Genomic DNA, 25790 nt, shown 5'->3' on the forward strand with positions numbered 1-25790 from the left:
GGCGCGCCTCCTTTTTACGAGAATCGTTTGTCTAACCGGTTGAATAGGAAGTTGATGATTACGGTTGCCAGAAGGCAGACGACGACCAAGAATGAAGCGATGGCACTACCGTATCCGTACTTCATCGACAGGAACGACATATTGTACATAACGCTCGCTATAACATCGGTTGCATGTGCAGGACCGCCGCCCGTCATGACCATGATGAGGTCGAACGACTGGAGAGAACCGATGAAGGAGAGCACGACGGATATTTTGAAAATCGGAACGATCAAAGGCAACGTGATATATCGATCGGCCTTGAAGCCTTCGGCGCCGTCAATCTTGGCGGCTTCGTAAATATCGGCCGGAATGTTCTGAATTCCGGTGAATTGGATGAGGATATGGTAACCCAAATACTGCCATAGACCGACAATAATGATCGCGTAGATGGCGATTTTCGGTTCGGTTAACCAGGAATGCGTCCATGAATCCAATCCGAGTTTGACCAGGATTTGGTTGATCATTCCTCCCATCGATGCCGGATTGTATATCGTCTTCCATAACTGGCCGATTACGGCCACGGATAGGATTACCGGAAGAAAATAGCTCGACACGAGGAAACTGGTTCTACGGACGTAACGACTGATCAGAATCGCCACGAATAAGGCAAGAGGCAATTGCACGAGCATCGAGAATCCCGCCAACAGGAATGTTCGGCCAACTGCGGGCCAGAATACGGGATCGTCTGTGAACATCTTAGTAAAATTGGCAAGTCCGATGAATTTGGATGTGCCGATACCGTTCCACTGCAACATTCCGTTGTATACGGAAACGATGATCGGAAGGAACACGAGACAGACATACAGGAGCAAGCACGGAAGCACGAATGCCGCGATCGTCCAGCCGGATACTTTTAACACTTTCAAGGCTTTCGCCTCCTTCGAGCTTTCTCATTATGATGACGAAAGGGGGGCCGCTGGGCGCCCCCTCCGTAACAATATATCCACGGATGTTATTGTTTGTTTTCTTCGTAGCCTTTTTGATGTTCTTTGGCCACCGCAGCGGAATCTTTCTTCGCAACGAACAGGTTTTGGATACTGGACAGATGCACTTGAGCCGTTCCTGGATTCATCGTATTGTCGAACGCCAGGTCTCCGCCTTTGACATCTTTGAACATGTTCATAACTTCCATGGCCATATCGGAGTAACCCGCAGCTTTGAAGTCGCCTTCAACGGTTTGAGCAAGGCCGATAGCTCCTTTTTGCTCAAACATTTCTTTCGGGTAGTTCACCATGAAGTAGTTCAAGAAATCGAGTGTTTCAGCCAAGTGCTTGCTGGATTTGGATACCGCGAATGCGCTACCAGGAGCAAGCATGAATTGGTTCGGGTCGCCTTTGCCGCCAACCGTAGGGAATTTGAATACTCCGACGTTGCCGTCTTTGCTTACATCAGACGTTTCGATACCGCCGGTAGCCCAGCTTCCCATGAAGTACATTGCCGCTTTGCCTGTTTTGAACAAGTTCTCGCCCGCGTTGTAATCGAACGACGTTGCGCCTTCTTGGAACGCGCCTGCTTGAACCAGCGATTGGAACGCATCAACCGCTTGCGTGAATGCCGGATCTTCGAAAGTTCTCTTGCCGTCGACGACGTCTTTCAGGAAGCCAGGGCCACCGTTCGTGCGGAGCAAGACGTTCATGAACAAGAACGAACCGGTCCAGGAATCTTTCTCGCCGATGGCGATCGGTGTAATGCCTTTGGCTTTAAGAGTTTTGACGGCGTCGATCATTTCCTCGAATGTCGTAGGAACTTTAGCGCCAGCTTTCTCGAACAACGATTTGTTGTAGTAGATGAGTGCGATGTTGTTACCGTCCGGCAAAGCGTACAAGTTGCCGTTGAAAGTGTAGTAATCAAGAATTCCTTCTGTGAACGTGCCTTTCAGGCCGTTTTGCTCGACCATCTCGTTAAGAGGCGCGAACAGGTCGGCATCTACGAACGGTTGCATTTGCGCAGCCGGATTGACGATCGTGATATCAGGCATTTCTTTGGAAGCCGCTTGCGTTTTGAATTTCAGCTTTTGCTGGTCGGTGTTCAGGGAGTCGAGCTCGACTTTGACGTTCGTGTGCTCGGCTTCGTACTGGGAAACGACTTTGCGAAGCATTTTGTATTTCGGATCGGTCGGGTCTGGGTAGATGTTCTGGAAGGTGATCGTTACCTTGTCCTTGCTAGTAGGGCTGGCAACGCTTGTTTCGGCAGCAGGGCTAGACGGATCAGCCGCAGCTCCTTTGCTTTCTTTGTTTCCATTGTTTGTGCTTCCGCATGCAGCTAAGCTTACTGCAAGCAAACCTGTCATGACCGTACTAAGCACTCTTTTGCTTGTCTTATTCATCTGTATATCCCCCTTGAGGTTGGAATGTCCTCATTATCCGTCGAAACGGGATTGCGAACAATGAAGTTACTTAGGAGAAGATGTTTACTTTTTAAAGGTCGTTATCCAGCGGGGGGTCTGGATCCATGCTCTCATTCCCTTGTGATCTCCAATCGGAGCGGGGAATATGCCTTAATATAGTAAAACAACTCAGCTCTAATATAACGCGCGGTCGCTAGCGGCTTTAACGGCTTCTGCGCGATGCCGAACCCCCAATTTTGCATAGAGCGTAGACACATAGTTTTTAACTGTACCTTCGCTTAGACGAAGATCCGCTGCGATTTCTTTATTCGTGGCCCCGGAACATAATTTTCTTAAGATGTCGATATCTCTAGAGGTTAATGTCTCTTGCGCATTATTCGAATGAGAGGCCGCCAAGCGAGTGCGGAATTGGATTTCCGGGGCGTATTTCCTCCAATCGGAGGCCCATAGCGAAGGGATCCAATCCTGCCGAACGATACTCCTAATCGCCGTAATGAGCAGATCAGGCGGAATTTCCTTCATGAAGCAGGCCGTCGCCCCCGCGTTCATAGCGTCGATAAGCCATTCTTCGTGATGAAAGGTCGTTAATACGATCATCTGCGGCTTGGGCGGCATGTCCCTTATTCGGCGCATGGCGGTAACGCCATCCATGTCCGGCATTCGCAGGTCCATTAAGATGAGATTCGCCGGGACGCGTTCCATCAATGCGACGGCTTCCGTACCTGTCGCGGCCGTCCAAGCCACTTCCATGTCCGGCTCTAAAGCCAGTACGATGGCCAAGCTCTCCCGTATTAAAGCTTGATCCTCGGCAATGCCTATTCTGATCATTGGGTAAGCTCCTTCATTTTAGAGCGATAAGGAAGGGTGACAGAGACGATTGTTCCTGTTCCTTGTAACCCGGCTCCTGTCATTTTCAACGATCCCCCGTTTGTGTGCACAAGCTCTTTCATCGTCTTGATGCCAATTCCGTATGCGGACGTGGTTTGGGATAGAGAATCGATGCCTTTTCCATTGTCCCTGATCGTAAGAACGATTTCTTCCTCCCCTGATTCCAGGGTCACATTAACCGCCTCGGCTTCGCCGTGGCGAACGGCATTCGTCATAGACTCTATAACCGTTCGGGCGATCGTCTCGGCTGTCGGGGCGGGATACTCTAACCGATGCCAATCGATCGAAGGAGATACGTTAAGCGATATGGACATCTTCGTCACTTGGCTGAAGCGATGTATGGATTGTTCCATGAATCTCATCCATTCGGCGGGCGATTGCCTTCCATCGTTCCATTGCATGACGGCGTTTCTCATTTCTTGCAAACCTTCCATTGAGGCTTCCCTGGCTTTCGTAATAAACTCCACCCTCTTGTCTCCTTCCAGCCTTAATGCGACATCCAATGCCCGGGTAATGGCCGTCCAATACTGGCCGGTTCGGTCGTGGAGCTGTCCGGCGATGCGCATCCGTTCTTCTTCTTTCACCCTCAATTCTTGCTCGAAAGCGGATATCGCGGTCAGGCGTCTAGCTTGTTCTCTCTCTCTTAAGAGGGAACCTAGAACGAAGGCGTATAAGCCTGCGATAAATAGCAGCGAAAGTTGAAGGTAAGGGGTGGAATGAAACAAGCGGTGAAGCCCAAGGATAGCGGTCATCTCCAGCAACGTGATCCATAAGCAATCTTGCCATTTCAGATGAATGCATGAACGTACGAGAGGGGAAATAAGCACGAATAGGACTATGCCGTCTTGCAGGACTAACGCCCAGATCGTGATGAGCGCGGTCTCTGCTAGGATACCTATCTTTAACGTTGGCGATGGGGAGTCCGGTGTTTTCCATTGGTCGCCCACGCACCAGGCCATAATGCCGACGCTAATCGTCCAATCCATGAATGACCACTGTCCGGCTTGTATGTAAGCACCGATCCAAACGGCAGCATAACCTGCCAATCGTAATAAAATAAACGTCAATCTCAATAGAATTCCTCCCGAATATGGCGAAGAGATGACCTTGGTCAGTATCCATGTGACTATCGCAACCGCTAACATAATCGTATCACATGGAACGATAATCCATAATCGACATTTTTAACAGGAGGGATTAATGATGTTAGCCGGACATTATTCCGTTAGCTATTTGCTTAAGAAGGCGGATTCCGAGATTAAGTTATGGCAGTTGTTCTTGGCCGTTCAGTGGTTGGATGTCGTGTGGAGCCTATTCATCCTATTTGGAATCGAGAAAGCGGACACGCAACATTCTCTCCCCGCCAGCCCGATTCATTTAACGTATATGCCTTACACGCACGGGTTTCTCTCATCATTGCTGTGGTCGGGAGCAGCTTACTTAGGCTACAGAGTATTTTACAGGGGAAAAGGGAGTGGGAAAGGGAGTAGGAAATCCGCGCTCGTAATCGCGTCGGCTGTTTTTTCACACTGGGTGCTGGACTTGATTGTGCATGATCACGATTTACCATTGCTGGGCGATCGTTATAAAGTGGGATTCGGTGTTTACCATAGTATTTTCTGGAGCTTGTTCATCGAATTCGGCTTGTTGTTGATCGGACTATTTATCTATATGAGGTCTACGGAGGGGAAGGGCTCCTTCTTAGGTAAATACGGAATGGGATTTGTTTTTGTTATTTTGTTGCTATTTAACGTAGTTTCCATATGGGGGCCTCATCCGCCTAACGAGAAAGTCGTGGCCGTATTCAATTTCTGTTATTATGTCGGTTTTACTTGGGTGATCTCGCGGCTGGAACGTCGAAGAGCGTTATCTAGGTTATGACAGCTCTACTTGATTCACAAATCGGATATGGGATGGTGGGGGCAAATTTCCCCCGTTAGATCATCGAATAACGGCACCGTGTGCCGCTATTCGAAATTCGCGCCATCGCCGGAATAGTCCGACGGCCCGGCTGAACTAGCACGCTGGGTAAAATCGCAACTCAGCTGTTTTTCTTCTCCATAGCGGCTTTAAGCAATTCCCCAAGGTTGGAGCCCAAGGGCTCCTCTTGTTTTTTGGAATATTGACTAACCAGCTTCTGTTGCTCGCGTTTATTCATATGCTTGCTATCCTTATTTACCATCTCCGTAATTCCGCAGGGTAAGCACTGAACGTACTTGCCGGCTTTGCCCTCTTTCATCTCCATCTTCTTATGGCATTGAGGGCAGCGACGATTGGAGAGCTGCTTGTCGTCCGAACGGCGGTAACCGCAGTCTTCGCTCGGGCAGACGAGGATAAGCCCGCGCTTCGATTTCTTCTCGAGCAGCCGGGTTCCGCAATCCGGGCAGTGGCTGCTCGATACGTTATGCGGAACATAGGAAGCTTCGCTCTTCTTGACGCCGGATACCAGTTCTCTCGCCATCTCCCGGATGCCGTTAAGGAAGGGCTCCGGCTTGCCTTGTCCGCGCGCGATCCGTTCCAGCTCCGACTCCCAGCGGGCCGTCAGCTCCGGCGTTCGCAAGTCGGCGGGAGCCAGTTCGATCAGTTGCTTGCCCTTGCCCGTCGGGTGCAGCAGATTGCTCTGCCGCTCGATCGTATCGGAGCTGACCAATTTCTCGATGATGTCGGCGCGAGTCGCTGGCGTTCCGAGTCCGTGCTTCTCCATCTGCGTCAGCAGAGCGGCTTCGGTGTACCGTTTCGGAGGCATCGTTCTTCCGTTCTGGATACGGCATTGCTTCACCTCAAGCGATTCGCCCTCGCGCAGCTCCGGCAGCATTGCCGCGCTATCTTCCGCGTCTTCCTCGGAGTCCTCTTCCTCCATTGATTGACCGTCATAGACGGCTCGCCAACCGTTGTCCTTGATCGTCGTGCCTTTGGCGGACAATGTCTCACCCGAGACCTCAATGGTGACGGCGACCTGATCGAAGCGTGCCGGAGCGTAGAATAGGCTGATGAAGCGTTTTACGATCAGATCGTATAGCCTGCGTTCTTCCGTAGTAAGCAGATTCAGATGTACGGCTTGCTCCGTTGGAATGATGGCGTGATGGTCGGTAACCTTGCTATCGTCCACGACCCGCTTGCTCAGAGGCAAAGCTCCGCGCAGTAGAGGCCTTGCCAGCGGTGCATAGGGGCCGACAGCAATGCTCGACAGCCTTTCCTTCAGCGTATCCGCCATGTCCGAGGTCAGATAACGCGAATCCGTTCGCGGGTAAGTAACCAGCTTATGCTGTTCATAGAGCCGTTGCAGGACGTTGGAGGTTTGTTTGGCCGAAAACCCTAGCATGCGATTAGCATCCCTTTGTAATTCGGTCAAATCGTAGGCGAGGGGATGCGGTACGGATTTCTCGCTTTTCTTGAGCTTGGAAATACGGCCGGTGCCGCCTGCAAGCTTCTCCTGCAACTGCTTGGCCTTGTCCGCGTCGAAGATTCGCGAATCCCCGTTCGCGCTCCGCCATAGCGCTTCGAACTTGCCGAAGCTTACGCGCAAGAGACTGTATTCCTCCGAACGGAAAGCGATAATTTCTTTCTCCCGTTGCATGATCATGCCGAGTGATGGCGTCTGCACGCGTCCGGCGGACAGAGGGGAACCGAATTTGCAAGTTAAAGCGCGCGTTACGTTAAGCCCGATCATCCAATCGGCTTCGGCGCGGCAACGAGCCGATTGGTACAACCGCTCGAATTGGCTGCCCGGCTTGAGCGATGCGAAGCCTTCCTTGATCGCTTTATCGGTCTGGGAGGAGATCCATAGCCGTTGGAACGGCTTCGTCCACTTGGCCATGTCGATAATCCATCTGGCTAACAGTTCGCCTTCCCGCGCGGCGTCGGTCGCGACGATCAGTTCGCCGATATCCGGTCTGCGTAGAAGTTGCTGCACCGCTTTGTACTGATGGCTGCTTTCCCGCAGCACCTTCAGCTTCATGCGGTCGGGCAGAATCGGCAGATCCTCCAGAGCCCAAGTCCCTAGCTTCTTGTCGTAATCCTCGGGTTCGGATAATCCGACCAGATGGCCAAGCGCCCAAGTCACGACGTACTTGGGTCCTTCTATATAGCTTTTATTCTTATTGTGGCTCCCCATCACGCGAGCGATTTCCCGCGCGACGGATGGCTTCTCCGCTAAGACTAATGTTTTCATTGGATTAATTGTTCACTCCTGCACTTATATTCATCGATGGATGTTCTTTTTCGTTCGTGAATCATGAGGTGAGTATATTACCGGATGGTTATAGTATAACATCTAGATGAAGGGGGCTGAATCATTTGAGCGAAAGCAATCGGGGTAAGAATAGGGAGTATTACGCGGTTATTTTTACTAGCCAACGCACAGACGGAGAAAACGGGTACGGAGAAGTGGCTGACGAGATGGTAAGATTGGCTGCAGAGCAACCCGGCTTCATAGACGTTGAAAGCGTCCGAAACTCTTCCGGGTTCGGCATTACGATTTCTTATTGGGAGAGCTTAGAGGCGATAAGCAACTGGAAGCGGGTCGAAGCCCACAAGGCTGCCCAAGAGCAGGGAAAGCAAGCGTGGTATGAGCATTATCATGTAAAAATTTGCAAAGTCGAACGAGAATATTCGATGAGAAAATGAGTGGTACGCAAGCAAAAATCACCTTGACCGGGTGGTTTTTTTATTAGGCGCGACAACTTTGTAGAAAAATGTCGCATATAGATGATATGATATCCCCATTACTGAAAAGGAAATTATTAGGGGGTAATAGGGGTGCCGAAAATTCGTAATAGAGTGCTGATTCTATTCATAACGCTATGTTTGGGTTTAACGAGTATCGCCGGAGCTGCGTATGGCCAGGAAACGATAGGCAAGCCTGGTATCGCGACCGTGCTGGAAGACGGAACACCGATGCTGGAGGATGGCTCAATTTGGTTGACTAATAAAGGGGTCCCTTTGCAGAAAAGTTTGAATCTCGTGAGCGTTACCGGAAATAGCAACGCAGGATATGGGATCAACAAGGATGGCAAACTCGTTCGTTGGTCCGGGGGGCAGGAGCCTAGCGTGATTCCCGACATAAGTAACGTGAAGCAAGTCAGCGGCGAGTATTGGTTGCTGTCCGACGGAACGTTATGGACGATGGACCGGGGCGGGAAGAAGGAGCTAGCAAGCTTCAAAGGGACTCGATTGTTCGATGCGTATGATGACGTTATCGCTGCAGTATCGGATTCTGGAGAGATCAAGAGATACGAGAGTACGTATACGGATCCGGTATTGGTGGCTAGGATTTCGGATGCGGCCTCTATTCGCAAGCTTAAAGTCAGAGATAATCAAGTCGCCCTGCTGTATGAGGACGGGAGAGTTATTCTATATGACGCTTATCATTTCGATAACGATATGAAATCCATTCCGGAGACATTGGCTACGGACGGCGTAGATATTGGATTTAACGAAGATACGACGTTGGTTGTCGTTAAGAAAAACGGCACCGCGTGGAACAACGGAACGGGATTAAACGATAACAAATTCAAGCTTAACCCGATAGAAGGTATAGAACAGATTAAACAAATTATAGCGGCGCAAGGGGTTCCGGATTTCTATGCTCAACAAACGAACGGAGCTTGGGTGATCTATAAGTCAGGAAAATCCTCGCCTCTGAACGCGCCTAGCATTGAGCGACTGTCATTCGACGTCTCCAGCTTAAGCCCGACCGTGGGTGGTCAAATCAAAGGAGACGTATCGCTTGTGTATAATACCGGAGCGACGGCCAAGCTTCCTTGGGAACTGGTTAAAGTGAGTATTGATAAGCCGTATTTGTTGCAGTCTCTTGGGAACGGCAGCTTTAAGTCTCTGGCCGTGGGAGAAGCGACCATTACGGTTGAAGCTAGCGGGCTTAAACAATCATTGAAGGTTGCTTCCAGCTTAAAGAATCCTCTTCAGAACGCGAAGCAAGTAAAGGGGATTACGTATTTGCCGTTAAAATCCGTTATCCAAGCGTTGGGCGGTTCGGTTAGCTACAACTCCTCGGCCAAAACTTATAGCGTTAAGATAGGGACGAATTCAATTGTCTTAACCAAAGGAAGCGCGAAAGCGCAAATAAACGGAAAGTCCGTCACGATGAAAGGAGCCCCCATCGAGAACAACGGGGAGCTGCTATTCCCGGCGGAAATCCTTAGCCAGACGTTGGGAGCCCAGCTCAAGTGGGATTCCGCGAAGCAGCAGATGAACGTTTCTATCGGAGCAGGGAAATTCATCGTTCAAGCGAAGCAGCAAGCCGCAACGTCGCCTTCGACTTCGGGTTCCGGCAAGATGTACGAGGTAGCGGCTACTGGCAATATGGCAGGTTGGAAGATACTGAAGGGACACCGCTACGAGAAGTCTCTTAAGATTTATTTTAACTATAAGAACGGGATCACCTCAACGAAAATCGAAGATATTCGTCCCGTCGACTTGAGTAAGAAAGTGACTTGGATAGACGACTCCGGCAAGAAGAGAACGAATACGGTTGGAGAGATTTATGAAATCTTCCAAGTATTCAGCGGGCAATATACGGACGATTGGTTTACCAAGAAATTCGGGACGTTATACGCGGATTGGCTGCTCTCCTCTACCGTCGACGCTACGCAGCTCGTAGAAGAATACCTTCAAAGCACCGGTCAGATGGAGAAAAACCAGTATCCAGTTACATTGACGCCAGACGCACAATTTGAATAATCGATTAGACAAGGAGCGGGGATTCCCTGCTCTTTTTTTGTACGCATAAACACTATTAGTTTGTCTAGAACCTCAAGATAGCAATCGATAAGAAACCGTGACATCAGGAACAAGCTATGATGCACGTAACTTGCGGCGAAATCTTCGACTGACGTATAATGGGTTATGTTTCCAATTATAGAGATTAGCGAAGGTGATAAGGTGAGAAAATTATTAAGTTTTATCGTCAGCATTATCGTGTTAGTAAGCACTTTTAACTTTGCAGGCTCAACCTCATCCGCTACATCTCCAGCAGCTATTACAGGTAAATTGTCAGAAAAAAAGCTCGCTTTTTCCTATGTGGACGCATCGGGAAAGCGACTATTGGGATTTGACGGCACGAATCCGAAACGGTTCGTCAATGCGATCTATGCTCCGGGTAAAATCGCTTCGGTGAAATTCGTAAAACATCAGAAGAGATCGGATGAAAGTACCGGAAGACAGATCTCCTATAATTTCGATCAGGATGAGGGCGAACTGTTCAGTATCGTCCAAGGGAAAATCAAGACAGATGAAAGCGTCCTGCTCGCGGAGAAGAATGCATTCCAGGGACATACTTTTCTAAACTATAAGCCCGTGAGCAAAGGGGTTTTCTCCAAGAGCGTGATCAGCAAGATCGAAAAGACCAAAAAACGTAAGGTCATCCATCAGGGGTTACTAGGCCAAGTTTCTAAGGATGTGCAAATCGGACTCGTCCAGTTCGAACGGATAAAAGGGCAAAAGCCGCTAGCAAGCCTCGTACTCACAACGAAATCAGAGCTTATTTTCGACGACTTCGTCGGGAATGACGATGAAATGTCCACATGGCGCGTCTCCGACGGGGGGGAGATTACGACCGAAATGTTCAATATCTTATTCGTCACTCAATCGAAAGCGGGTTATTCCCTCGGCTTCGAATGGTGGGGCGATGAAGGATTAGCCTTAAAAGTCGTTCAGCAACAAGGAACCAACTTCCGTCCCGTGCTGGAAAACTATCGCTATACGATGCCTATTTAATCTGCTTGAACGGAAGGGGATCTATGAGATGTGCAGAAACATTAAGACTTTATTCAACTTCGATCCTCCGGCAACGGATGAGGAGGTGCGGGCTGCGGCACTCCAATTCGTAAGGAAGCTTTCGGGGTTTAACGAGCCTTCGAAGGTGAACGAGGAGGCGTTCCATCTAGCGGTTAAAGAAGTGACCGAGGTCGCGGAGAAGCTGCTCGCTTCGTTGGTAACCCGCGCTCCGTCAAGAAATCGCGGAGTGGAGATCGAGCGCGCCCGCATCAAATCCGTAAGAAGATTCGGAGCTAAGGGGAATTAGTTTTATAGGCCGGAGGAAGCGGTGCAATGTCACAAAACGCGGTTCCTCCTTGTCATTCTAACGTAAGATTGTTACTTGGAGAGCGGAGGAATGACGAATTTGTTTGCCCAAACCTATAAGCAGCATCAATCGATGCTGTTCGGACTGGCCTACCGAATGCTAGGAATCGCGGCTGATGCGGAAGACATCGTGCAGGATGTATTCGCTCAATACTTGGCAATGGATACGGGAGCGGTCTTGAACGAGAAAGCCTATCTGACGAAAATGACCGCGAACCGCTGTATCAATCTGCTTAAATCATCGCGGCGCCAGCGCGAGACGTATACGGGACCATGGCTTCCCGAGCCTATGCCGGATGGCGGTTCCGGCCAAGCGTCCGATTCCGTGGAGCGACAAGAAAATATCGGATATGCGTATCTTGTGCTATTGCAGCAACTAACGCCGCTGGAGCGAGCAATCTACATTCTGAAGGATACATTCGGATTCGAATACGGGGATATCGCGGAGATTCTTGAACGTACGGAACAGAGCTGCCGGAAAACGTTCAGCAGAGCGAAGATGAAGGTAGGCCAAGACACGGGGGCGCTTCAACCGAACGAAGAGATGGAGGAGGCGAAGGAACGTTTCGTCGCGGCGTTCCTGCGCGCGTCGGACACGGGGAACTTCAAGCCGCTGCTGGCCTTTCTGCTCGATGACGTCACGATGGTGTCGGACGGCGGCGGCAAAGTGCGGGCAGCGCTTAATCCGATTCTTGGCATCGGGCGGGTGCAGGCATTCTTCGAGGGACTGGCAGCCAAAGGCAGTTTCAAAGGCGGGTTCGAGCGTATGGTTATGAACGGCCAACTCGGGTTGGCGTATCGTCAGGACGGACGGATTACGAGGGTCATTTGCGCGGAATGGGAGCCTGGCGGCTCCCGCGTACGTCATATCTACTTGATCGTTAATCCGGACAAATTGACGCGTTTTAATTAAAGCAGCCGGGATATAGCCCCGTGGAAACGCCGATTCTGTTCCAAGCGTTGATCGCGTTGATCGCCATGATCAGATCGATGAACTGCTTCTCGCTGAAATGAGTGCGGACGCGGTCATACACCTCGCGAGGGATGCCGGCTTCCGACAGCTTCGTCGCGTACTCGGTCAGCTCGAGAACGGCGCGTTCTTCCTCGGAGAAGTGAGGCACTTCGTGCCACACGCTCAGGAGCGTGATCTTCTCCATGCTCTCGCCTATGCTTAGCAGATCTTTGGCGTGCATGTCGATGCAGAACGAGCATCCGTTAATTTGCGAAGCCCGCAGCTTAATCCATTCGTACAGCTTGCGATCAAGTCCGCTATTCTGGATAAATTGCTCGAGTCCCAGCATGGCTTTGAAAGCCTCGGGATTGGAGTTCCGGTAATTCATTCTAAGTTCCATTTCTCATCTCTCCTTAAGAGTTTGGGTTTGCTCACAAAGATAAGACAGGTGAGGGTTTCATTTTGTGACGTCGTGATCGAATAGATGTGATTAGAATTGACGGAAGCATAAAAAGGTCGCCAGAACATCCTGGCGACCTTTTTATCTAAGCTGAATCTTAGTTCGGTTTTGCTTCGCTGCTGATCATCCATTGAACGCCGAATTTGTCCTCGAGCTGTCCGAATAACGCGCCCCAGAATTCCGGTTGCAGCGGGTGCTTCACCGTGCCGCCTTCCGCGAGATTGGCGAACGCTTCGCGCGCTTCCTCTTCCGTTGGGAACTCGAGACTTAGATTAATGCCGTTGCCATAGTTAAGCGAACCGGGTTCGGAATCGGTCATGAAGAAGGTAACCCCTGCGGCAACCAGGCTTAAGTGGATTACCTTGTCTTTGTTGTTTCCGGCTTGATCCGATACTTGTCCGTGAGTCTGAACGGACAGGATTTCCCCGCCTAGCGCATTCGTGTAGAACTCGGCTTGGGCTCTGGAATCCTCCGAGAAAATATAAGGCGTGAGTTTGGCCATGGGATTCAACATCCTTTCAACCTTCGGTTTGGAATCTCTTCGTTTCCATTGTAACAGTATTCCCACGGATAGATTTCTTATGGATTGCTATAAGAGAACCGCAATCAAAAAACCGAGAATCTCTCGCTTCAAAGGGCGGGAAATTCTCGGTTTTTATTACAGGCATAAGTTAAGCTTTCGTAATTAATACGATCCGGGATACTTTCTCATCGGTGAGCTTAGTCGTTGCTTTACCGTCCACAGTCATGCGGTACAGTCGACCGTTATCGCCTGCATTGACATAAAATATGCCGTCGATATCGTCTTCATATACGCACAAGTCCCATTCAACGCCAACCATCTTCTTAAGGGTCAAGTCCGCATTCAGCACATAGGCTCCATTTTGTCCGAAAAATACCGTAGATCTTACTTTGCCTTTGTTCATCATGTTGCGAACATATCCGACGTTGCTTAGAGAAAGAGTTTTAGTGCTCGTCACTTTGTTGTTGGCCAAAGTAGCCACATAGGCTTTGCCATTAGCGCCTACGTATGCGAATTTATTCGTTCCCGCATTGGCAATCTCAATAATGCCGGACTTGCTCAGATCGATAGTTTTGCCCGCTTTCGTTAACAATTGGCCTTTGCCTTTAGTGTAATCGTAGTCTCCATTTCCGCTGAGACGAATGCCTTTGTTATACATAATCGCATCGTTGCCGGCCCACAATCCGGAATAGACGGAGTTGGCATCAAGCGGGGCCTTCGTATTAACGGCTTTGGCCGCTCCGCCCTTCTTAGGTAATGTGTATAGAACCATGCAGTCGGTCGAGTATTGCGTCTCTTCCGGCTTGGTGTTAATGATCAGATTAAGGCTCGTGCTGTCCGTTCTCGCGTAATAAGAGCTCTCGAGGGCTCCGGCGGCAACCCATTGTACTGCACCGCTGCCGTCCGCGGCTTTGGAAGCAACCCAGGTCGTACGCCCGTTACGGAGAGCATTATAATACACTCTTCCTTCTACGACTGTGAACGAAGGGAAGTTAACGTCGGCCATGTCCGCGATCAGCGACGCTTGATCTGCTTTCTCTACAGTAGATGCAGCGCGGTAGAGGCCTCCTTTGTCGTCCATGAAGTAAACTTGATCCCCGTAGGTTTCTAAGTGGACGATTCTTTTATCCCCGCCATAGTCACGCGCCTTGGCTTGTTCATCCGTTAACGACAAGCGAAGAAGCGTTGTAGAATTTTCGCTGAACATGTAGTACATATAATCTCCGGCGGGCTTGAGCTCGACACCGTCAAAATTTTTACGAAGCCTCTGCGAAGGGCTGCCGTCGGTCTTAACGCGATAGAGATCTCCATTGGAAACGTAATAGATGACGGCGACTTCCTCTGAGCTGCTGGACGTTTCTTCCGCGTGGACAGCCCCTGCACCTATTCCCGTTAATGTGAGAGTAAAGAGTAATAACGATAAAAAAGTACGCTTCATTGCCAATGACATGCTGTTCATTAATAATCTCCTTTGTTGAATTGCATAATGGTTAGAATTTGCAGGTCAATATGAAATCCTACAAACATGTTATTTATCGGAAGTTTGCAGCTGAACGTTAGATGCGTTGTAATATTTTTCAATTAATAAAGGTAAATAATGTAAATGTTCACGAATTGTATATATTTTTGACGTGCCATTCATCCGGGGTGGAAGGGTTATTTGCTTTTCTTTTACTCGACTTAAGTCCGGTGCAGAACAATTCCGCGGTCGGATGATCGTTTCTGGAATTTTAAGTAAGATTTAATTAGAAGAGAGAGTTCAATCTCACGTTACATGGAGGAGGAGTGTCTTGTGCTAGGAGCAATTAGGAGCAATAAAGCGCTGGCGACGGCGGTTTTCCTTGCCATCGGATTAAGTTTATATCTGGCTGTACAATATTTCGTTCTGGGAGCCGATCAATCCGAGTTTGTTAAAGATAAGCTTAGCCGGATGAATCTCGACAAAGTGTGGTACGTAATGATTTACATTCATATCGCGACCTCGATAACCGCAATCTGTACCGGATGGTTGCAATTCTTTGGTAAACTGAGGGCCAGATCCATCCGCACGCATCGGGCGGTCGGCAAGCTGTACAGCTATTGCGTTCTTCTAGGAGGCGTAACGGGCGTATACTTAGCTTTCTACGCGACAGGTGGTTGGGTTTCTAGCGTGGGCTTCCTATTATTAGCGCTGTTATGGATCTATACTTTGGTTCGGGGAATCCGGGCGATTACCGTTAACAAGGACAGGCGGGAGCACCAGAGATGGATGACTAGAAATTATGCGTTGACTTTCGCCGCCGTTACCTTAAGACTATATTTGCCGATTTCCATAGCGGCATTCGGGATTGAATCTTTCAATGACTACTACCGCGTTATTGCTTGGCTGTGCTGGATACCTAACTTGTTTTTCGCGCAATGGCTATTGAATCGATCTAATCATTTTTCTATTTTAGAAGCCGGAGGATCGAAATGAAACGCAACACATGGATACAGGGAAGCTTAATGTCCTTATTATTGCTTTACTTATGCGCTTGCTCGAACAGCAATGCTAATGACGGTAACACGAGCAGCAATAGCCTCATGAAGATCGTGCAGGAGACTGAACACGGGCTATTCTACAGTCCGGACCCGGAAGAGAAAGTGAAAACGTCCGTTGCGGCTTTAGCGGAAGCGTTCGAGTCGAATTATGATCGCATTACTAAGCTCTTTGAGTTTGAACCTGTAGGTAAAACGGTCATCCACGTCTATTCGGACAAAGTTGAATTTACCAAGATGATTGGAAGAGACACCGAGGGGACGTATGTTGCCAAAGAGAATGTGATTAAGGTGTATACGCCGGCGGCATTAGAAGATCCTGAAGTCAAAGCGGATTACGTAGCTCAAGTTGTCCATGAATTCGTACACGCCGTTACTCAGCAGATTAATCCCGTTGTGGGATATGCGAAGTGGCTAGATGAAGGATTGGCTTATTATGCTTCTAATCAGCTTGAAACGGAGCTAGAAACGCGATCCTTATTCTTAGACGTTCCGACACTGGAGCAACTCGAAGATCCCGATTACTTCGCAAAAGCAGGAGGATCAGCGTATTTCTATAGCGGATCGATCATTCGGTTTATTGTTCACGAATACGGGGAGAAGGCTCTAAACGAGATCATTAAGGATCCTGAGCAGATGGAACAAATTCTAAAGGAATCAACCCAGAACATATACGAGAAATGGAAGGCCGATTTGCTGAAAACATAGGGAAATCCCGATTTCCTGGGAAATTCGTCGAAAAAACAAAGCCGAGAACCCTCTATTCGGAGGAGTCCTCGGCTTTTCCGTTCAAATGATTCAGAAACTGTATAGCCCGAGCTGTTCGCGGGTTTTTGAGCACCTCGTCCGGCGTTCCTTGCTCAATGATCCGTCCGCCGTCCATGAGGAGAATATGATCGGCTACGTCCGCAGCGAATTTCATTTCATGCGTGACGATCGCCATCGTCATTCCTTCCGTTGCCAGCTGCTTCATGACCTTTAGCACTTCTCCGACCAATTCAGGATCAAGCGCAGAGGTAGGCTCGTCGAATAATAACACTTCCGGTTCGATGGCCATCGCCCGAGCAATGGCGACGCGCTGTTGTTGCCCCCCGGATAGCTTATGCGGATAGGAGTCCGCTTTATCCGCAAGGCCAACCTTAGCCAGCAGAGCCTCGGCCCGTTTCCGGGCGTCGTCCTTGCTCTTCTTCTGTACGGTAATTTGTCCTTCCATGACATTCTCAAGAGCGGTCATATGAGGGAACAAATTGAACGATTGGAACACCATTCCCGTATTTTGGCGAAGGGCTAGTATATCCTTCTGAGGAATCTTGGCATGCTCATGGAATTCAAAGCTATTGTCTCCCAGCCTCAGCGATCCCTTATCCGGTACCTCCAGCAAGTTGAAACAACGGAGAAGCGTTGTTTTGCCTGATCCGGAAGGGCCGATGATGACAAGGACTTTCCCCTTAGACAACGTGAGATCGACACCCTTCAACACTTCCAGAGAACCGAATGATTTATGCAATCCGCGAATTTCGATCATCTACACGGTCTCCTTTAGGTGGCAGTGAAGCGTTCGAGACGCTTTTCCACGTAATTTTGCAGGACGGACAGAACGGTACTGAAGGCTAAATAAATGACGGCTACTTCGCAATATATAATCATCGGTTCGTAGGTGGCCGCGGCAATAAACTGCGCTTTTTTGAACATATCGACGAAAGTTATGATCGCGACGAGCGACGTATCCTTAACGAGGCTGATGAAGGCATTGCCGAGCGGCGGAACGGACACTCTCGCCGCTTGCGGCAGAATAATGCGCCGTAGCGCCTGCATACGGGACATTCCGAGCGAGAATGCGGCTTCCCATTGCCCCTTCTGAACGGATAATATCGCCGCACGCACGATCTCCGAGCAATAAGCGCCCACGCTTAACGATAGGCCAATGACCGCCGACGTATAGACATCAAGCGTAATCCCTACGCTAGGCAAGCCATAGAAAATAATAAATAGCTGTACCAGAAGCGGGGTTCCCCGAATGACCCATACGTAGAAGTCGGCTATCAGTTTAAGGATCTTCAACGAGGACAGTCGGACGAGCGCCGTCACGATAGCCAGCGTCAATCCTAACGCAAAAGTGATTAACGTGAGCGGGATGGTATAAAGAACCCCTGCTTTAAGCAGGGGCCAGAAGGAGTCGAGTAAAATTTGTATTTGACGATCTGTCATCGTTCAGACATCCTTTGAACTACATTATTTATTTGGAAACGTCGGTTCCGAAATATTTCTCGGAAATCTTCAGATAAGTTCCGTCGCTTTTCATTGCGGCTAATGCTTCGTTAACAGCCTTGACCAGCTCTTCGTTTCCTTTACGGATAAGCGCTGCGCTATGCGAGGCTTCGGAAGTCTCATCTACCACTTTAATTTTCACGTCCGGTTTTTGCTTTTTCAGATCGAGGTAAGACAAGCCGTCGTTAATAGTCGCATCTACGCGTTTGGTAAGCAACAGATCGATCGCTTGGTTAAAGCCGTCTGTGCCTACGATCACGGCGCCGTTCTCTTCCGCGATTTTCGTCAGATTGCTCGTTAACGACTGAGCGGACTTCTTGCCTTTAAGATCAGCCAGCTTAGTAATTTCGGTGTTATCTTCATGTACGAGCAGCACCGCTTTGGAAACGATATAAGGATCGGAGAAGTCGTACTTTTCTTTACGCTCGTCCGTAATCGAAACTTCATTAAATACGATGTCAAATCTCTTGGCGTCTAATCCGGCGATTAATCCGTCCCAAGGTGTCTCCAGAAACTCCGGCTCTACGCCAAGACGTTTGCTGACCTCTTCCGCAATTTCAACGTCGAATCCGGTCAACTTTCCGCTTGCGTCATGATACGTGAACGGGGCATACGTGCCTTCGGTACCGATTTTGATTTTACCGCTGGCTTTAATGCCGGCGAGCGAGCTCTGAGCATCCGGGCTGGAAGATTCCGTACTTGTTGCGGATGGTGATGCAGAATTCGCAGGTGTTTCCGATTTATTCCCGCAAGCCGCCAAAACCACGGCAAACGTAAGCAGCAATGCCAATAAACTTGTTCTTTTCATATAAGTACCCCTCTCTCTATCCTTCTATGATGTCTGACTTTGGTCAGTAAGATGTATAGTACATGCACATTTATGTTTAGTCAACACTTTTCCGATAAAATAACTAGGAATTAAATCGCCCATATTCCGGAAAATACGATAACCTAATCGAAGTAGCCTGCTTTTGGAATGGATTAGGTGACAAGAAAGCCTTTATATAAAATTTAGCAATCTTTCGACGAAAATGATTCTTTTAACGAGAAACATTTGGCCTCTTCCTTGCGTCTTATTAACGAAACCAAATATTTCAAACGGGTGGTATTGCAGTTGGAGAAAGGGAGGACTATTATGCGTAAGTTTATATCTGTGTTAGCAACGTTGGCTTTACTATTTTCAGTTGTTCATCTCCCAGAAGCGAAGGCTGCTTCCGCAATTAAAATCGTCATCAACGGTCAAGAGTTAATAACCGATCAGGCCCCGGTTGTCGTTAACGGAGGCTATACATTGGTGCCTCTGAGGGGGATATTCGAGGCTTTGGGCGCGCGAGTGCAATGGAATCAGAAAGCTCAAACCGTAACCGGAACCAAGGGCGATACGACTATCGTATTGAAACTGGGAGCGAGTACGGCAACAATCAACAATAAAACCGTTACACTTGATGCTTCCGCTAGGTCTATCGGCGGAAGAACGATGGTTCCAATTCGTTTCGTTAGCGAATCGTTGGGGGACGATGTCTCGTGGAACAAAAATACCCAAAGCGTAGTGATTACTACAAAGGCACCTAAAGAGGTCGCTGCTGTTTCTTCGGTAACCGTATCTACTGTTTCGCAATTCGGAGATGGCAGGGATCTGCAGGTGAACTTCACCCCGCCTTCCGACCAAACGAACGTAGACAGCTATCGGTTGTTAGTCGTGAAAGCGGAGAATGCCTCCTCGTTTAACTCGGCTAAAGCTCAGATCGTAGGATCGGCGAACTATACGAGCTTGTCCAAGTACAACCCGGACCAGAGGACGACTCTAACCGCTCAAAGCAGAGACGTCGACGGAGCCTTGTTGCGTACTAACCAGGCATACAAAGTTTTCGTTCTAACCGTAGGTAATGGCTCCTATGCTCTTTCCGCTTCTTCCGTATCGATCAGTCTAAGCAGCAGTCCGGCTGTTAACGCGGCGACAAATGTAAAAATAGACGACGTAGGAGATTTCGGGGACGGACGGGATCTGCAGGTTAGCTTCACCAAAGCGGCTAACGAGAGCAACATTACAGGTTACCGGGTCATGATCGTCAAGAGCGCTAACGCATCACAATTTGATCTTGTGACAGCGAATGGAATGTCCAGTTCTTATTCAACAACAGTATCCAAGAATAGCAATAATACGTTGAGCGTTACCTTGAACTCCTCGTCGAGAGATACGTCGGGAGAATTGATCAGAACAGGCGTGGCTTATACCGCGTTCGTTCTTGCCCTTAGCAATAATACTGGAGCATTGACGAATGGTCTTTCGGTTGGCTCCGCATCGGTTACGCTAGGGACGACGCCACAGGTTCCGACAATAACAAATGTGGAAGACATCGATAACTATGGCGATGGCCGTGACTTGAGAGTCAGCTTTAACAAAGCGACGGACGAAACGCGTATTAACTCCTACCGCATATTCGTCGTACGTGATTATGATTCCGGCACGTTTAATTTAACCGAGGCGAATAAATTGTCCTCGCAATATTATTACGACGTTAGCCGGACGGGAAACAGCACTTATAGCGTGACCCTGTCATCGAGCATGAGAGACGTTAAGGGACAGTTTATTCAGAATGGAGTTGCTTACCGGGTATTCGTCATGGGCGTATCCGTCAATAGCAGTTCCTATCCGAATACGCTTTCCGGACCCTCCCAGAGCATTACTTTAGCGGATACAGGCGTGACTGCCGTTTCGTACGTAACGGTTAGCGACGTTTCGGATTATAACAACGGACAGGATCTTCAAGTATCGTTTCCGAAAGTGAACAACGAAGCGAAAATCACCGAGTATCGGGTATTCGTCGTAAGAGAAGCTAATGCAAGCATTTTCAATTTGTCCATGGCGATGTCGATGCCGACTAGTCAATACACGACATTTAGCAAGACCGGTACCGATATTATTACGAAGACCTTATCCAGCAGTGCCCGCGATACAAGCGGCATAGTCCTTCAGAACGGCGTTAGCTACAAGGTATTCGTTATGACTGTCGGAACCGGGGGAACCGGTGGTACGAATGCGTTATCGTACGCTTCATCGGCGATTACGTTAACGAATAATGGAGCAATCCCTATGGCTACTAACGTTAGCGCTCTCGATGTGGGCGATTTCAATGACAGCCGCGATTTACGGGTATCCTTTACGAAAGCCGCAAATGAAACCAACATCGCTAATTACCGGGTTTTCATTGTTAGGAACGAGTATGCGAATAACTTCACTCTTGCAACGGCAAATTCCATTCAGAATGCTTCCTACTATTCGAATATAGCTAAGAAGGGCACGGATATTAGCGAGCAGCTTCCGGCAGGAGTGCTCGATATCTATGGACTCCCTATCCAGAACGGAATCAGCTATCGCATATTCGTTATGTCGGTTGGTTACGGGGTTGCATATGGTTCGAACTCGTTGTCCGCACCGTCCGCAGCGATTACGTTGTCGGGAAATAGTGTTTTACCCGTCACGATCGTGAGTGTCGCCGACGTCAGCGACTTTAACGACGGTCAGGATCTAAAAATCACTTTCACGAAAGCAACAAATGAAACTAACATTGACCATTACCGGATTTATGTAGTCCGAGAAGCTAATGCAGGTGCCTTTACGCTTGCAACGGCAAACGCGATTACGGATGTTAGAAATTATCGGGTTGTGTCAAAGGGGAATGGAGCAACTATCGAGTCGCTCTTATATGGTTTAAATGATGTTAATGGAATCCCGATCCAGAACGGAATCGCTTATCGGCTATTCGTGATGTCCGCGGGTGGCGGTACTTCCTATGGTACGAACGCGTTATCCTATCCATCCGCTTCAATTACGCTGTCGAACAGTAACGTGCCTACCGCTACGAATGTCGTTGTTTCCAATAACGGGCAGAACCTTCAAGTAGCATTCAACAAAGCTGCGGACGAGAATCTGATTATGTTCTATCGCGTCTTGTTAGTTAGGGATAATCAAAGCCCGAGTTTTACTTTGGCTTCGGCTAACTCCGCTCCTAATTCTACGGTATTTAACAAGACCAGCGGTAACATTAACATGCCGATAACGCCAACGCCAACTACAGACGCATATGGAAATCAGCTCCAGGTTGGGGCTGGCTACTATGTATACGTACTCTCAATGGGAATTAACGGTACGAATTCGCTGTCGTTGCCTTCCAACTGGTTTGCGATTACTTCTTCGCAAGTACCCGAATTGTTAGGCGTATATGGCTATCAGGTCGTAAATACAAACACCGTGATAGCCGGGTTTAACAAACCGGTCAATGAAGACGGCATTAGTTATTACCAAGCATTCGTAGTTCCGGCAGGAATTGCGGTTAATGAAACTTCAGTAATCAACTATGCTTCAACTAGCGCAATTATTGTTAAGTCGCAGGATCCGAGCTATTCAACGACCATCAGCTCCTTAGCATTGTCATACAATGTTTCTTATCAGGTCTATATTTTAGCTTTCGGAACGAATGGAAGCCCCAATAAACTATCTCAACCCAGTGGGCTATTTACACTTAAAACCCAGTAATTATCTTTAATGTCGAAAGGCCGGATCCCGATGAGGGGGTCCGGCCTTTCGTTATTGTTCCTGTAATAAGAAAGTGTCTAAATGATAAGAGATCGTGGTCATCAGCTCATCTCTCGTTAAATGATCTTGGAACGTGGCGTGATGGACGACTAAGCCGTCAATTAAGGCGTGAAGCCTTCTTGTCTCTTGCTCGGCATCGATATCATCTGTCGTTAGTTTCTGACGGATCAGTTCATCGATCATCCTTCGAAACCCTGTATAAAGCTCATGATGCACCTCTAGACTTAAGGCTCGAATCGCGGCGTTGGATCCCGCTTTCCCTGCGAAGGCGAGCCAGATCTCGGCTTCTGCAAGACGCACCTCGTCGAGCGGAACGAGCTCGGCGATGATGAGCATCATGTCGTGCCGGGGTTTTCCGCTGAACGGGATTTTCTGAATGCGATCATTGACTCGGCTTGATACAAGGCGCATGGAGAAGGCCAGCAGCTCGTCCTGCGAATCGAAATAATGCCGCAGGGAACCAAGGGAAAACCCGGCCTCCTCGGCAACCCGACGTACTGAAACGTGATCAAGTCCGTCTCGGCGTATGACTCGCCAAGCGGCTTCTGCTATTTTCTCTTTTCGGTCGTTGTGATCCACAATTTTCGGCATGATCAGATTATATCATGATTGTGTTTTAATACAACTGTGCTATAATAAACTCACATTAAATAATACAGTTGTTCTAAAAAGGGAGTGGAGTCCATTACGGGTGTTATCATTGGATGCGAACTCGCATTTTGGCTGTTTGTGCTTGCAGGGCTAGCGTCCCGATATATTTTGCGGCAGAAGAGGTTGGGGGCTGTTCTGCTCTATTGCACGCCCATTATCGATCTAGTGCTCCTCATAGTCACCGTAATCGATTTGCGAGGCGGTGCCGAAGCGAATGCGGCTCACGGGCTAGCGGCCGTATACATTGGAGCGTCTATCGCTTTCGGCCATTCCATGATTAGATGGGCAGATATTCGTTTCGCGCATCGATTCGCCGGAGGGCCGGCTCCTATGAAGAAAATCAAGTTCGGTCCGGAACATGCACGGAACGAACGGAAAGGCTGGTTCCGGCATGCGTTAGCTTGGGTAATCGGGTGCGGGATCCTATATGGAATCATTCACTTGGTGGATGTAAACAGCCGCACGGAAAGCTTGCTTTCAGTCATTCGGACTTGGTCGCTCGTCTTGGCTATCGATTTTCTTATTAGCTTTAGTTATACTTTGTGGCCAAGAGCGCAAAAAAAAGCATCATTTGATAAAAATTAACAATCTTTTTACCGATTCGGCATTCCCGCATGATGATGAGCCCGTACAATGAAACCATCAAATCCGAAGAGGAGAGATGGAAGCATGATTCATTTGTTGGAAAGGCCGCCGGAAAGCGTCGAATTAATAGATCGATATCCAATCGCTTACGATGATTTGGAGGATGCGATCAGGAACCGTCGCATGTTAAGCGAACAAATGAACTCTCTCGAGTCTAAATGCCGCACTGAATTAAAAGGATTGCAAGCGGAACTGGACCAGCTTCTCATCGAGTTATCCCGAACGCTCGAATCTGCTCGACCTTAACCTAGAAGCAACAATGGGATGGCAAATAAAAACGGATAGCCTCAGGCTGATAACTTCCACTCGGGGAAGCGATCGGGCCTTTTTTGTGTATTTATAGAACACTGTATCCCCGTTATATGATAGCCTTGGTTTATAATCTGTTAGCGCAAAGCGAGAGGGTTCCAATGAAAACCAGAGTAACCTATTTGGGTGCAGCTTTTATCGTTATAATATTAGGATTGAGCACGCGGGCGTATGCAAGCTCATTGCCCCCTTTTGTTGCCGAACATTTCGGAGATGCATTGTGGGCGAGCATGATTTATTTAGGCATTCGCTCGTTGTTTGCGAATAAGAGTCTTGGCTGGGCATTTGGCGTCAGCTTGATTTTTTGCTTCGGGATCGAATTCAGCCAGCTATACCAAGCGAGTTGGATTAATGGGATCAGAGATACAACCTTGGGCGGCTTAATTTTGGGAAAAGGATTTTTGACCGTGGATTTAATAAGGTACAGCATTGGAATCGCCGTTACTTGCGGCATAGATAGCTATGTACGTAGCGGGTTAATACGGAAGTAGTCTGCTCTTGCGGATCGAATTGACAAAGGTTATTTGAAATGGATAATGGTAAAGATACGAAAGAGCTGTTGAACGACGAAATGTAATTCATAGCAAGCAACAAGCAACATACATCAAGAGAAAGTAGAGTGCACTTATGTTTGCGAATGTGAATGGAACTCGTATTTATTTCGATATAGAAGGTTCCGGATATGTTCCCCGCGGGGATCGAATGGAAAGTCGTCCGGTATTGTTCGCGATTCACGGCGGCCCGGGAAGCGACCATTCCGATTTCAAGCCGTGGCTGACCCCGCTCGCGAAGGAAATGCAGATCGTCTATATGGACCAACGCTGCAATGGACAATCGGATAGAGTTGATCCGGCTATGTGCACATTCAATCAACTGACGGATGATATAGAGGCGCTTCGCCAGTATCTTGGATTCGATAAAATCCACTTGCTGGGTCATTCGTTCGGCGGCATGGTTGCGCAAGTGTTCGCAACGAGATATCCGGAATCACTAGAGAAGCTTCTGCTGGTGAACACGGCTCCTAGTTACGAGTTCTACTCCGCGGCGTTGGAGTACGCCAGCGCTGTGGCTACGGAAGAGCAACTGAGCGTCATACCGGAAATGTTCGAAGGTCGCGTCGAGAACGAACAGCAACTCATTCGCTGGTGGGATATTTGTTACCCGCTCTATTTCCACGTTCAGAACGAAGAAGTGATGAGAGAGACGGGGAACCGCCCGATCGGGTGCCTCGAGATTGCCAATTACACGTTTAAGCACTTCATGCCATCCTATGACGTTCGTCCGAAGCTGCCAGCTTTGCAGGTTCCGACATTAATCGTAGCCGGCCGTTATGATTGGATTACGCCGGTCTCCCAAGCGGAGGAAATGCACCGTTTAATCCCTCAATCGGAGCTGGCCGTATTCGAATACAGCGGGCACATGCCGTTCATCGAAGAACATCCAGGTTTCATTAGAACGTTATCCTGCTTCATCGCCGGCGAGGTTTCATAA

25 protein-coding genes are annotated in these 25790 nt (G+C 48.8%); 13 read left to right on the forward strand and 12 right to left on the reverse strand.

Features of this window, described 5'->3' with window-relative positions:
* Positions 1–14: 14 nt before the first annotated feature.
* The 4 genes from L3D05_RS19825 to L3D05_RS19840 form a co-directional block, all read right to left on the reverse strand.
* Positions 15–908, reverse strand: coding sequence for a carbohydrate ABC transporter permease (locus tag L3D05_RS19825; protein WP_239618062.1), 894 nt, complete (start codon positions 906–908; stop codon positions 15–17).
* Positions 909–994: 86 nt separating this feature from the next.
* Positions 995–2368, reverse strand: a complete 1374-nt coding sequence (locus tag L3D05_RS19830) for an extracellular solute-binding protein (RefSeq protein WP_239618063.1) — start codon at positions 2366–2368, stop codon at positions 995–997.
* Positions 2369–2563: 195 nt separating this feature from the next.
* Positions 2564–3217, reverse strand: coding sequence for a response regulator transcription factor (locus tag L3D05_RS19835; RefSeq protein WP_239618064.1), 654 nt, complete (start codon positions 3215–3217; stop codon positions 2564–2566).
* Positions 3214–4350 carry a sensor histidine kinase gene (locus L3D05_RS19840; RefSeq protein WP_239618065.1) on the reverse strand — a complete coding sequence of 379 codons (1137 nt, stop codon included), beginning with the start codon at positions 4348–4350 and terminating at the stop codon, positions 3214–3216. The genes L3D05_RS19835 and L3D05_RS19840 overlap by 4 nt, the downstream gene beginning before the upstream one ends.
* A gap of 130 nt (positions 4351–4480) precedes the next feature.
* Between L3D05_RS19840 and L3D05_RS19845 the strand changes: the two genes are divergently transcribed.
* A complete protein-coding gene (locus tag L3D05_RS19845) occupies positions 4481–5158 on the forward strand; it encodes a hypothetical protein (protein WP_239618066.1) in 678 nt (225 codons plus the stop codon).
* 160 nt (positions 5159–5318) lie between these two features.
* Here L3D05_RS19845 and L3D05_RS19850 read toward each other — a convergent pair whose 3' ends face one another.
* Complete coding sequence (locus L3D05_RS19850; protein WP_239618067.1) at positions 5319–7448, reverse strand: DNA topoisomerase III; 2130 nt, start codon at positions 7446–7448, stop codon at positions 5319–5321.
* Between the two features lie 125 nt (positions 7449–7573).
* Here L3D05_RS19850 and L3D05_RS19855 point away from each other — a divergent pair, with 125 nt between their 5' ends.
* The 5 genes from L3D05_RS19855 to sigJ all read left to right on the forward strand — a co-directional run bounded on the left by L3D05_RS19855 (position 7574) and on the right by sigJ (position 12290).
* Positions 7574–7903: an antibiotic biosynthesis monooxygenase family protein gene (locus tag L3D05_RS19855; RefSeq protein ID WP_439647964.1), complete on the forward strand. Its 330-nt coding sequence runs from the start codon at positions 7574–7576 to the stop codon at positions 7901–7903.
* 132 nt (positions 7904–8035) lie between these two features.
* Positions 8036–9976, forward strand: coding sequence for a copper amine oxidase N-terminal domain-containing protein (locus L3D05_RS19860; RefSeq protein ID WP_239618068.1), 1941 nt, complete (start codon positions 8036–8038; stop codon positions 9974–9976).
* 201 nt (positions 9977–10177) lie between these two features.
* On the forward strand, positions 10178–11011 hold the full coding sequence (locus L3D05_RS19865; RefSeq protein ID WP_239618069.1) for a hypothetical protein: 834 nt from the start codon (positions 10178–10180) through the stop codon (positions 11009–11011).
* Positions 11012–11039: 28 nt separating this feature from the next.
* Positions 11040–11318 carry a DUF2277 domain-containing protein gene (locus L3D05_RS19870; RefSeq protein WP_239618070.1) on the forward strand — a complete coding sequence of 93 codons (279 nt, stop codon included), beginning with the start codon at positions 11040–11042 and terminating at the stop codon, positions 11316–11318.
* A gap of 90 nt (positions 11319–11408) precedes the next feature.
* Positions 11409–12290, forward strand: a complete 882-nt coding sequence (sigJ, locus tag L3D05_RS19875) for an RNA polymerase sigma factor SigJ (protein WP_239618071.1) — start codon at positions 11409–11411, stop codon at positions 12288–12290.
* Here the strand turns inward: sigJ and L3D05_RS19880 are convergent.
* From L3D05_RS19880 to L3D05_RS19890, 3 genes are all read right to left on the reverse strand, one after another.
* Positions 12283–12729, reverse strand: coding sequence for a carboxymuconolactone decarboxylase family protein (locus L3D05_RS19880; RefSeq protein ID WP_239618072.1), 447 nt, complete (start codon positions 12727–12729; stop codon positions 12283–12285). The genes sigJ and L3D05_RS19880 overlap by 8 nt on opposite strands.
* Before the next feature lie 157 nt (positions 12730–12886).
* A complete protein-coding gene (locus L3D05_RS19885) occupies positions 12887–13291 on the reverse strand; it encodes a VOC family protein (RefSeq protein WP_239618073.1) in 405 nt (134 codons plus the stop codon).
* Between the two features lie 169 nt (positions 13292–13460).
* Positions 13461–14771 carry a DUF5050 domain-containing protein gene (locus L3D05_RS19890; RefSeq protein ID WP_239618074.1) on the reverse strand — a complete coding sequence of 437 codons (1311 nt, stop codon included), beginning with the start codon at positions 14769–14771 and terminating at the stop codon, positions 13461–13463.
* Between the two features lie 333 nt (positions 14772–15104).
* Between L3D05_RS19890 and L3D05_RS19895 the strand changes: the two genes are divergently transcribed.
* Both L3D05_RS19895 and L3D05_RS19900 read left to right on the forward strand, forming a co-directional pair.
* Positions 15105–15767, forward strand: a complete 663-nt coding sequence (locus L3D05_RS19895; RefSeq protein ID WP_239618075.1) for a DUF2306 domain-containing protein — start codon at positions 15105–15107, stop codon at positions 15765–15767.
* On the forward strand, positions 15764–16537 hold the full coding sequence (locus L3D05_RS19900) for a gluzincin family metallopeptidase (RefSeq protein ID WP_239618076.1): 774 nt from the start codon (positions 15764–15766) through the stop codon (positions 16535–16537). The genes L3D05_RS19895 and L3D05_RS19900 overlap by 4 nt, the downstream gene beginning before the upstream one ends.
* 52 nt (positions 16538–16589) lie before the next feature.
* Here the strand turns inward: L3D05_RS19900 and L3D05_RS19905 are convergent, their stop codons facing one another.
* The 3 genes from L3D05_RS19905 to L3D05_RS19915 are packed head-to-tail and all read right to left on the reverse strand — an operon-like array spanning position 16590 to position 18905.
* Positions 16590–17354, reverse strand: a complete 765-nt coding sequence (locus L3D05_RS19905; RefSeq protein WP_239618077.1) for an amino acid ABC transporter ATP-binding protein — start codon at positions 17352–17354, stop codon at positions 16590–16592.
* Between the two features lie 14 nt (positions 17355–17368).
* Positions 17369–18037, reverse strand: coding sequence for an amino acid ABC transporter permease (locus L3D05_RS19910; RefSeq protein WP_239618078.1), 669 nt, complete (start codon positions 18035–18037; stop codon positions 17369–17371).
* A gap of 28 nt (positions 18038–18065) precedes the next feature.
* Positions 18066–18905: an amino acid ABC transporter substrate-binding protein gene (locus L3D05_RS19915; protein WP_239618079.1), complete on the reverse strand. Its 840-nt coding sequence runs from the start codon at positions 18903–18905 to the stop codon at positions 18066–18068.
* 327 nt (positions 18906–19232) lie between these two features.
* Here L3D05_RS19915 and L3D05_RS19920 point away from each other — a divergent pair, with 327 nt between their 5' ends.
* The gene (locus tag L3D05_RS19920) at positions 19233–22634 is read left to right on the forward strand and encodes a copper amine oxidase N-terminal domain-containing protein (RefSeq protein WP_239618080.1); all 3402 of its coding nucleotides are present in this window, start codon (positions 19233–19235) and stop codon (positions 22632–22634) included.
* Positions 22635–22685: 51 nt separating this feature from the next.
* On the opposite strand, the gene L3D05_RS19925 is transcribed toward L3D05_RS19920, so the two are convergent.
* On the reverse strand, positions 22686–23285 hold the full coding sequence (locus L3D05_RS19925) for a TetR/AcrR family transcriptional regulator (RefSeq protein WP_239618081.1): 600 nt from the start codon (positions 23283–23285) through the stop codon (positions 22686–22688).
* Positions 23286–23369: 84 nt separating this feature from the next.
* On the opposite strand from L3D05_RS19925, the gene L3D05_RS19930 reads away from it, so the two are divergent.
* The 4 genes from L3D05_RS19930 (at position 23370) to L3D05_RS19945 (ending at position 25790) form a co-directional block, all read left to right on the forward strand.
* Positions 23370–23930, forward strand: a complete 561-nt coding sequence (locus L3D05_RS19930; RefSeq protein WP_239618082.1) for a hypothetical protein — start codon at positions 23370–23372, stop codon at positions 23928–23930.
* Positions 23931–24014: 84 nt separating this feature from the next.
* Positions 24015–24236: a hypothetical protein gene (locus L3D05_RS19935; protein WP_239618083.1), complete on the forward strand. Its 222-nt coding sequence runs from the start codon at positions 24015–24017 to the stop codon at positions 24234–24236.
* A 164-nt stretch (positions 24237–24400) separates the two neighbouring features.
* Positions 24401–24790: a ribosomal maturation YjgA family protein gene (locus L3D05_RS19940; protein WP_239618084.1), complete on the forward strand. Its 390-nt coding sequence runs from the start codon at positions 24401–24403 to the stop codon at positions 24788–24790.
* 136 nt (positions 24791–24926) lie between these two features.
* Positions 24927–25790: an alpha/beta fold hydrolase gene (locus L3D05_RS19945; protein WP_239618085.1), complete on the forward strand. Its 864-nt coding sequence runs from the start codon at positions 24927–24929 to the stop codon at positions 25788–25790.

Origin of the sequence: Cohnella mopanensis, from assembly GCF_022352055.1 — a bacterium.
Classification (GTDB): Bacteria; Bacillota; Bacilli; order Paenibacillales; family Paenibacillaceae; genus Cohnella; species Cohnella mopanensis.

Excerpts from the sequence above, each read along its gene's own strand:
- L3D05_RS19935 (WP_239618083.1), top strand. The coding sequence starts at position 24,015 with ATGATTCATTTGTTGGAAAGGCCGCCGGAAAGCGTCGAATTAATAGAT.
- L3D05_RS19830 (WP_239618063.1), bottom strand. The coding sequence starts at position 2,368 with ATGAATAAGACAAGCAAAAGAGTGCTTAGTACGGTCATGACAGGTTTG.
- L3D05_RS19835 (WP_239618064.1), bottom strand. The coding sequence starts at position 3,217 with ATGATCAGAATAGGCATTGCCGAGGATCAAGCTTTAATACGGGAGAGC.
- L3D05_RS19870 (WP_239618070.1), top strand. The coding sequence starts at position 11,040 with ATGTGCAGAAACATTAAGACTTTATTCAACTTCGATCCTCCGGCAACG.
- L3D05_RS19910 (WP_239618078.1), bottom strand. The coding sequence starts at position 18,037 with ATGACAGATCGTCAAATACAAATTTTACTCGACTCCTTCTGGCCCCTG.
- L3D05_RS19940 (WP_239618084.1), top strand. The coding sequence starts at position 24,401 with ATGAAAACCAGAGTAACCTATTTGGGTGCAGCTTTTATCGTTATAATA.
- L3D05_RS19845 (WP_239618066.1), top strand. The coding sequence starts at position 4,481 with ATGTTAGCCGGACATTATTCCGTTAGCTATTTGCTTAAGAAGGCGGAT.
- L3D05_RS19925 (WP_239618081.1), bottom strand. The coding sequence starts at position 23,285 with ATGCCGAAAATTGTGGATCACAACGACCGAAAAGAGAAAATAGCAGAA.
- L3D05_RS19850 (WP_239618067.1), bottom strand. The coding sequence starts at position 7,448 with ATGAAAACATTAGTCTTAGCGGAGAAGCCATCCGTCGCGCGGGAAATC.
- L3D05_RS19945 (WP_239618085.1), top strand. The coding sequence starts at position 24,927 with ATGTTTGCGAATGTGAATGGAACTCGTATTTATTTCGATATAGAAGGT.
- sigJ (WP_239618071.1), top strand. The coding sequence starts at position 11,409 with ATGACGAATTTGTTTGCCCAAACCTATAAGCAGCATCAATCGATGCTG.
- L3D05_RS19890 (WP_239618074.1), bottom strand. The coding sequence starts at position 14,771 with ATGAACAGCATGTCATTGGCAATGAAGCGTACTTTTTTATCGTTATTA.
- L3D05_RS19915 (WP_239618079.1), bottom strand. The coding sequence starts at position 18,905 with ATGAAAAGAACAAGTTTATTGGCATTGCTGCTTACGTTTGCCGTGGTT.
- L3D05_RS19905 (WP_239618077.1), bottom strand. The coding sequence starts at position 17,354 with ATGATCGAAATTCGCGGATTGCATAAATCATTCGGTTCTCTGGAAGTG.
- L3D05_RS19920 (WP_239618080.1), top strand. The coding sequence starts at position 19,233 with ATGCGTAAGTTTATATCTGTGTTAGCAACGTTGGCTTTACTATTTTCA.
- L3D05_RS19880 (WP_239618072.1), bottom strand. The coding sequence starts at position 12,729 with ATGGAACTTAGAATGAATTACCGGAACTCCAATCCCGAGGCTTTCAAA.
- L3D05_RS19885 (WP_239618073.1), bottom strand. The coding sequence starts at position 13,291 with ATGGCCAAACTCACGCCTTATATTTTCTCGGAGGATTCCAGAGCCCAA.
- L3D05_RS19900 (WP_239618076.1), top strand. The coding sequence starts at position 15,764 with ATGAAACGCAACACATGGATACAGGGAAGCTTAATGTCCTTATTATTG.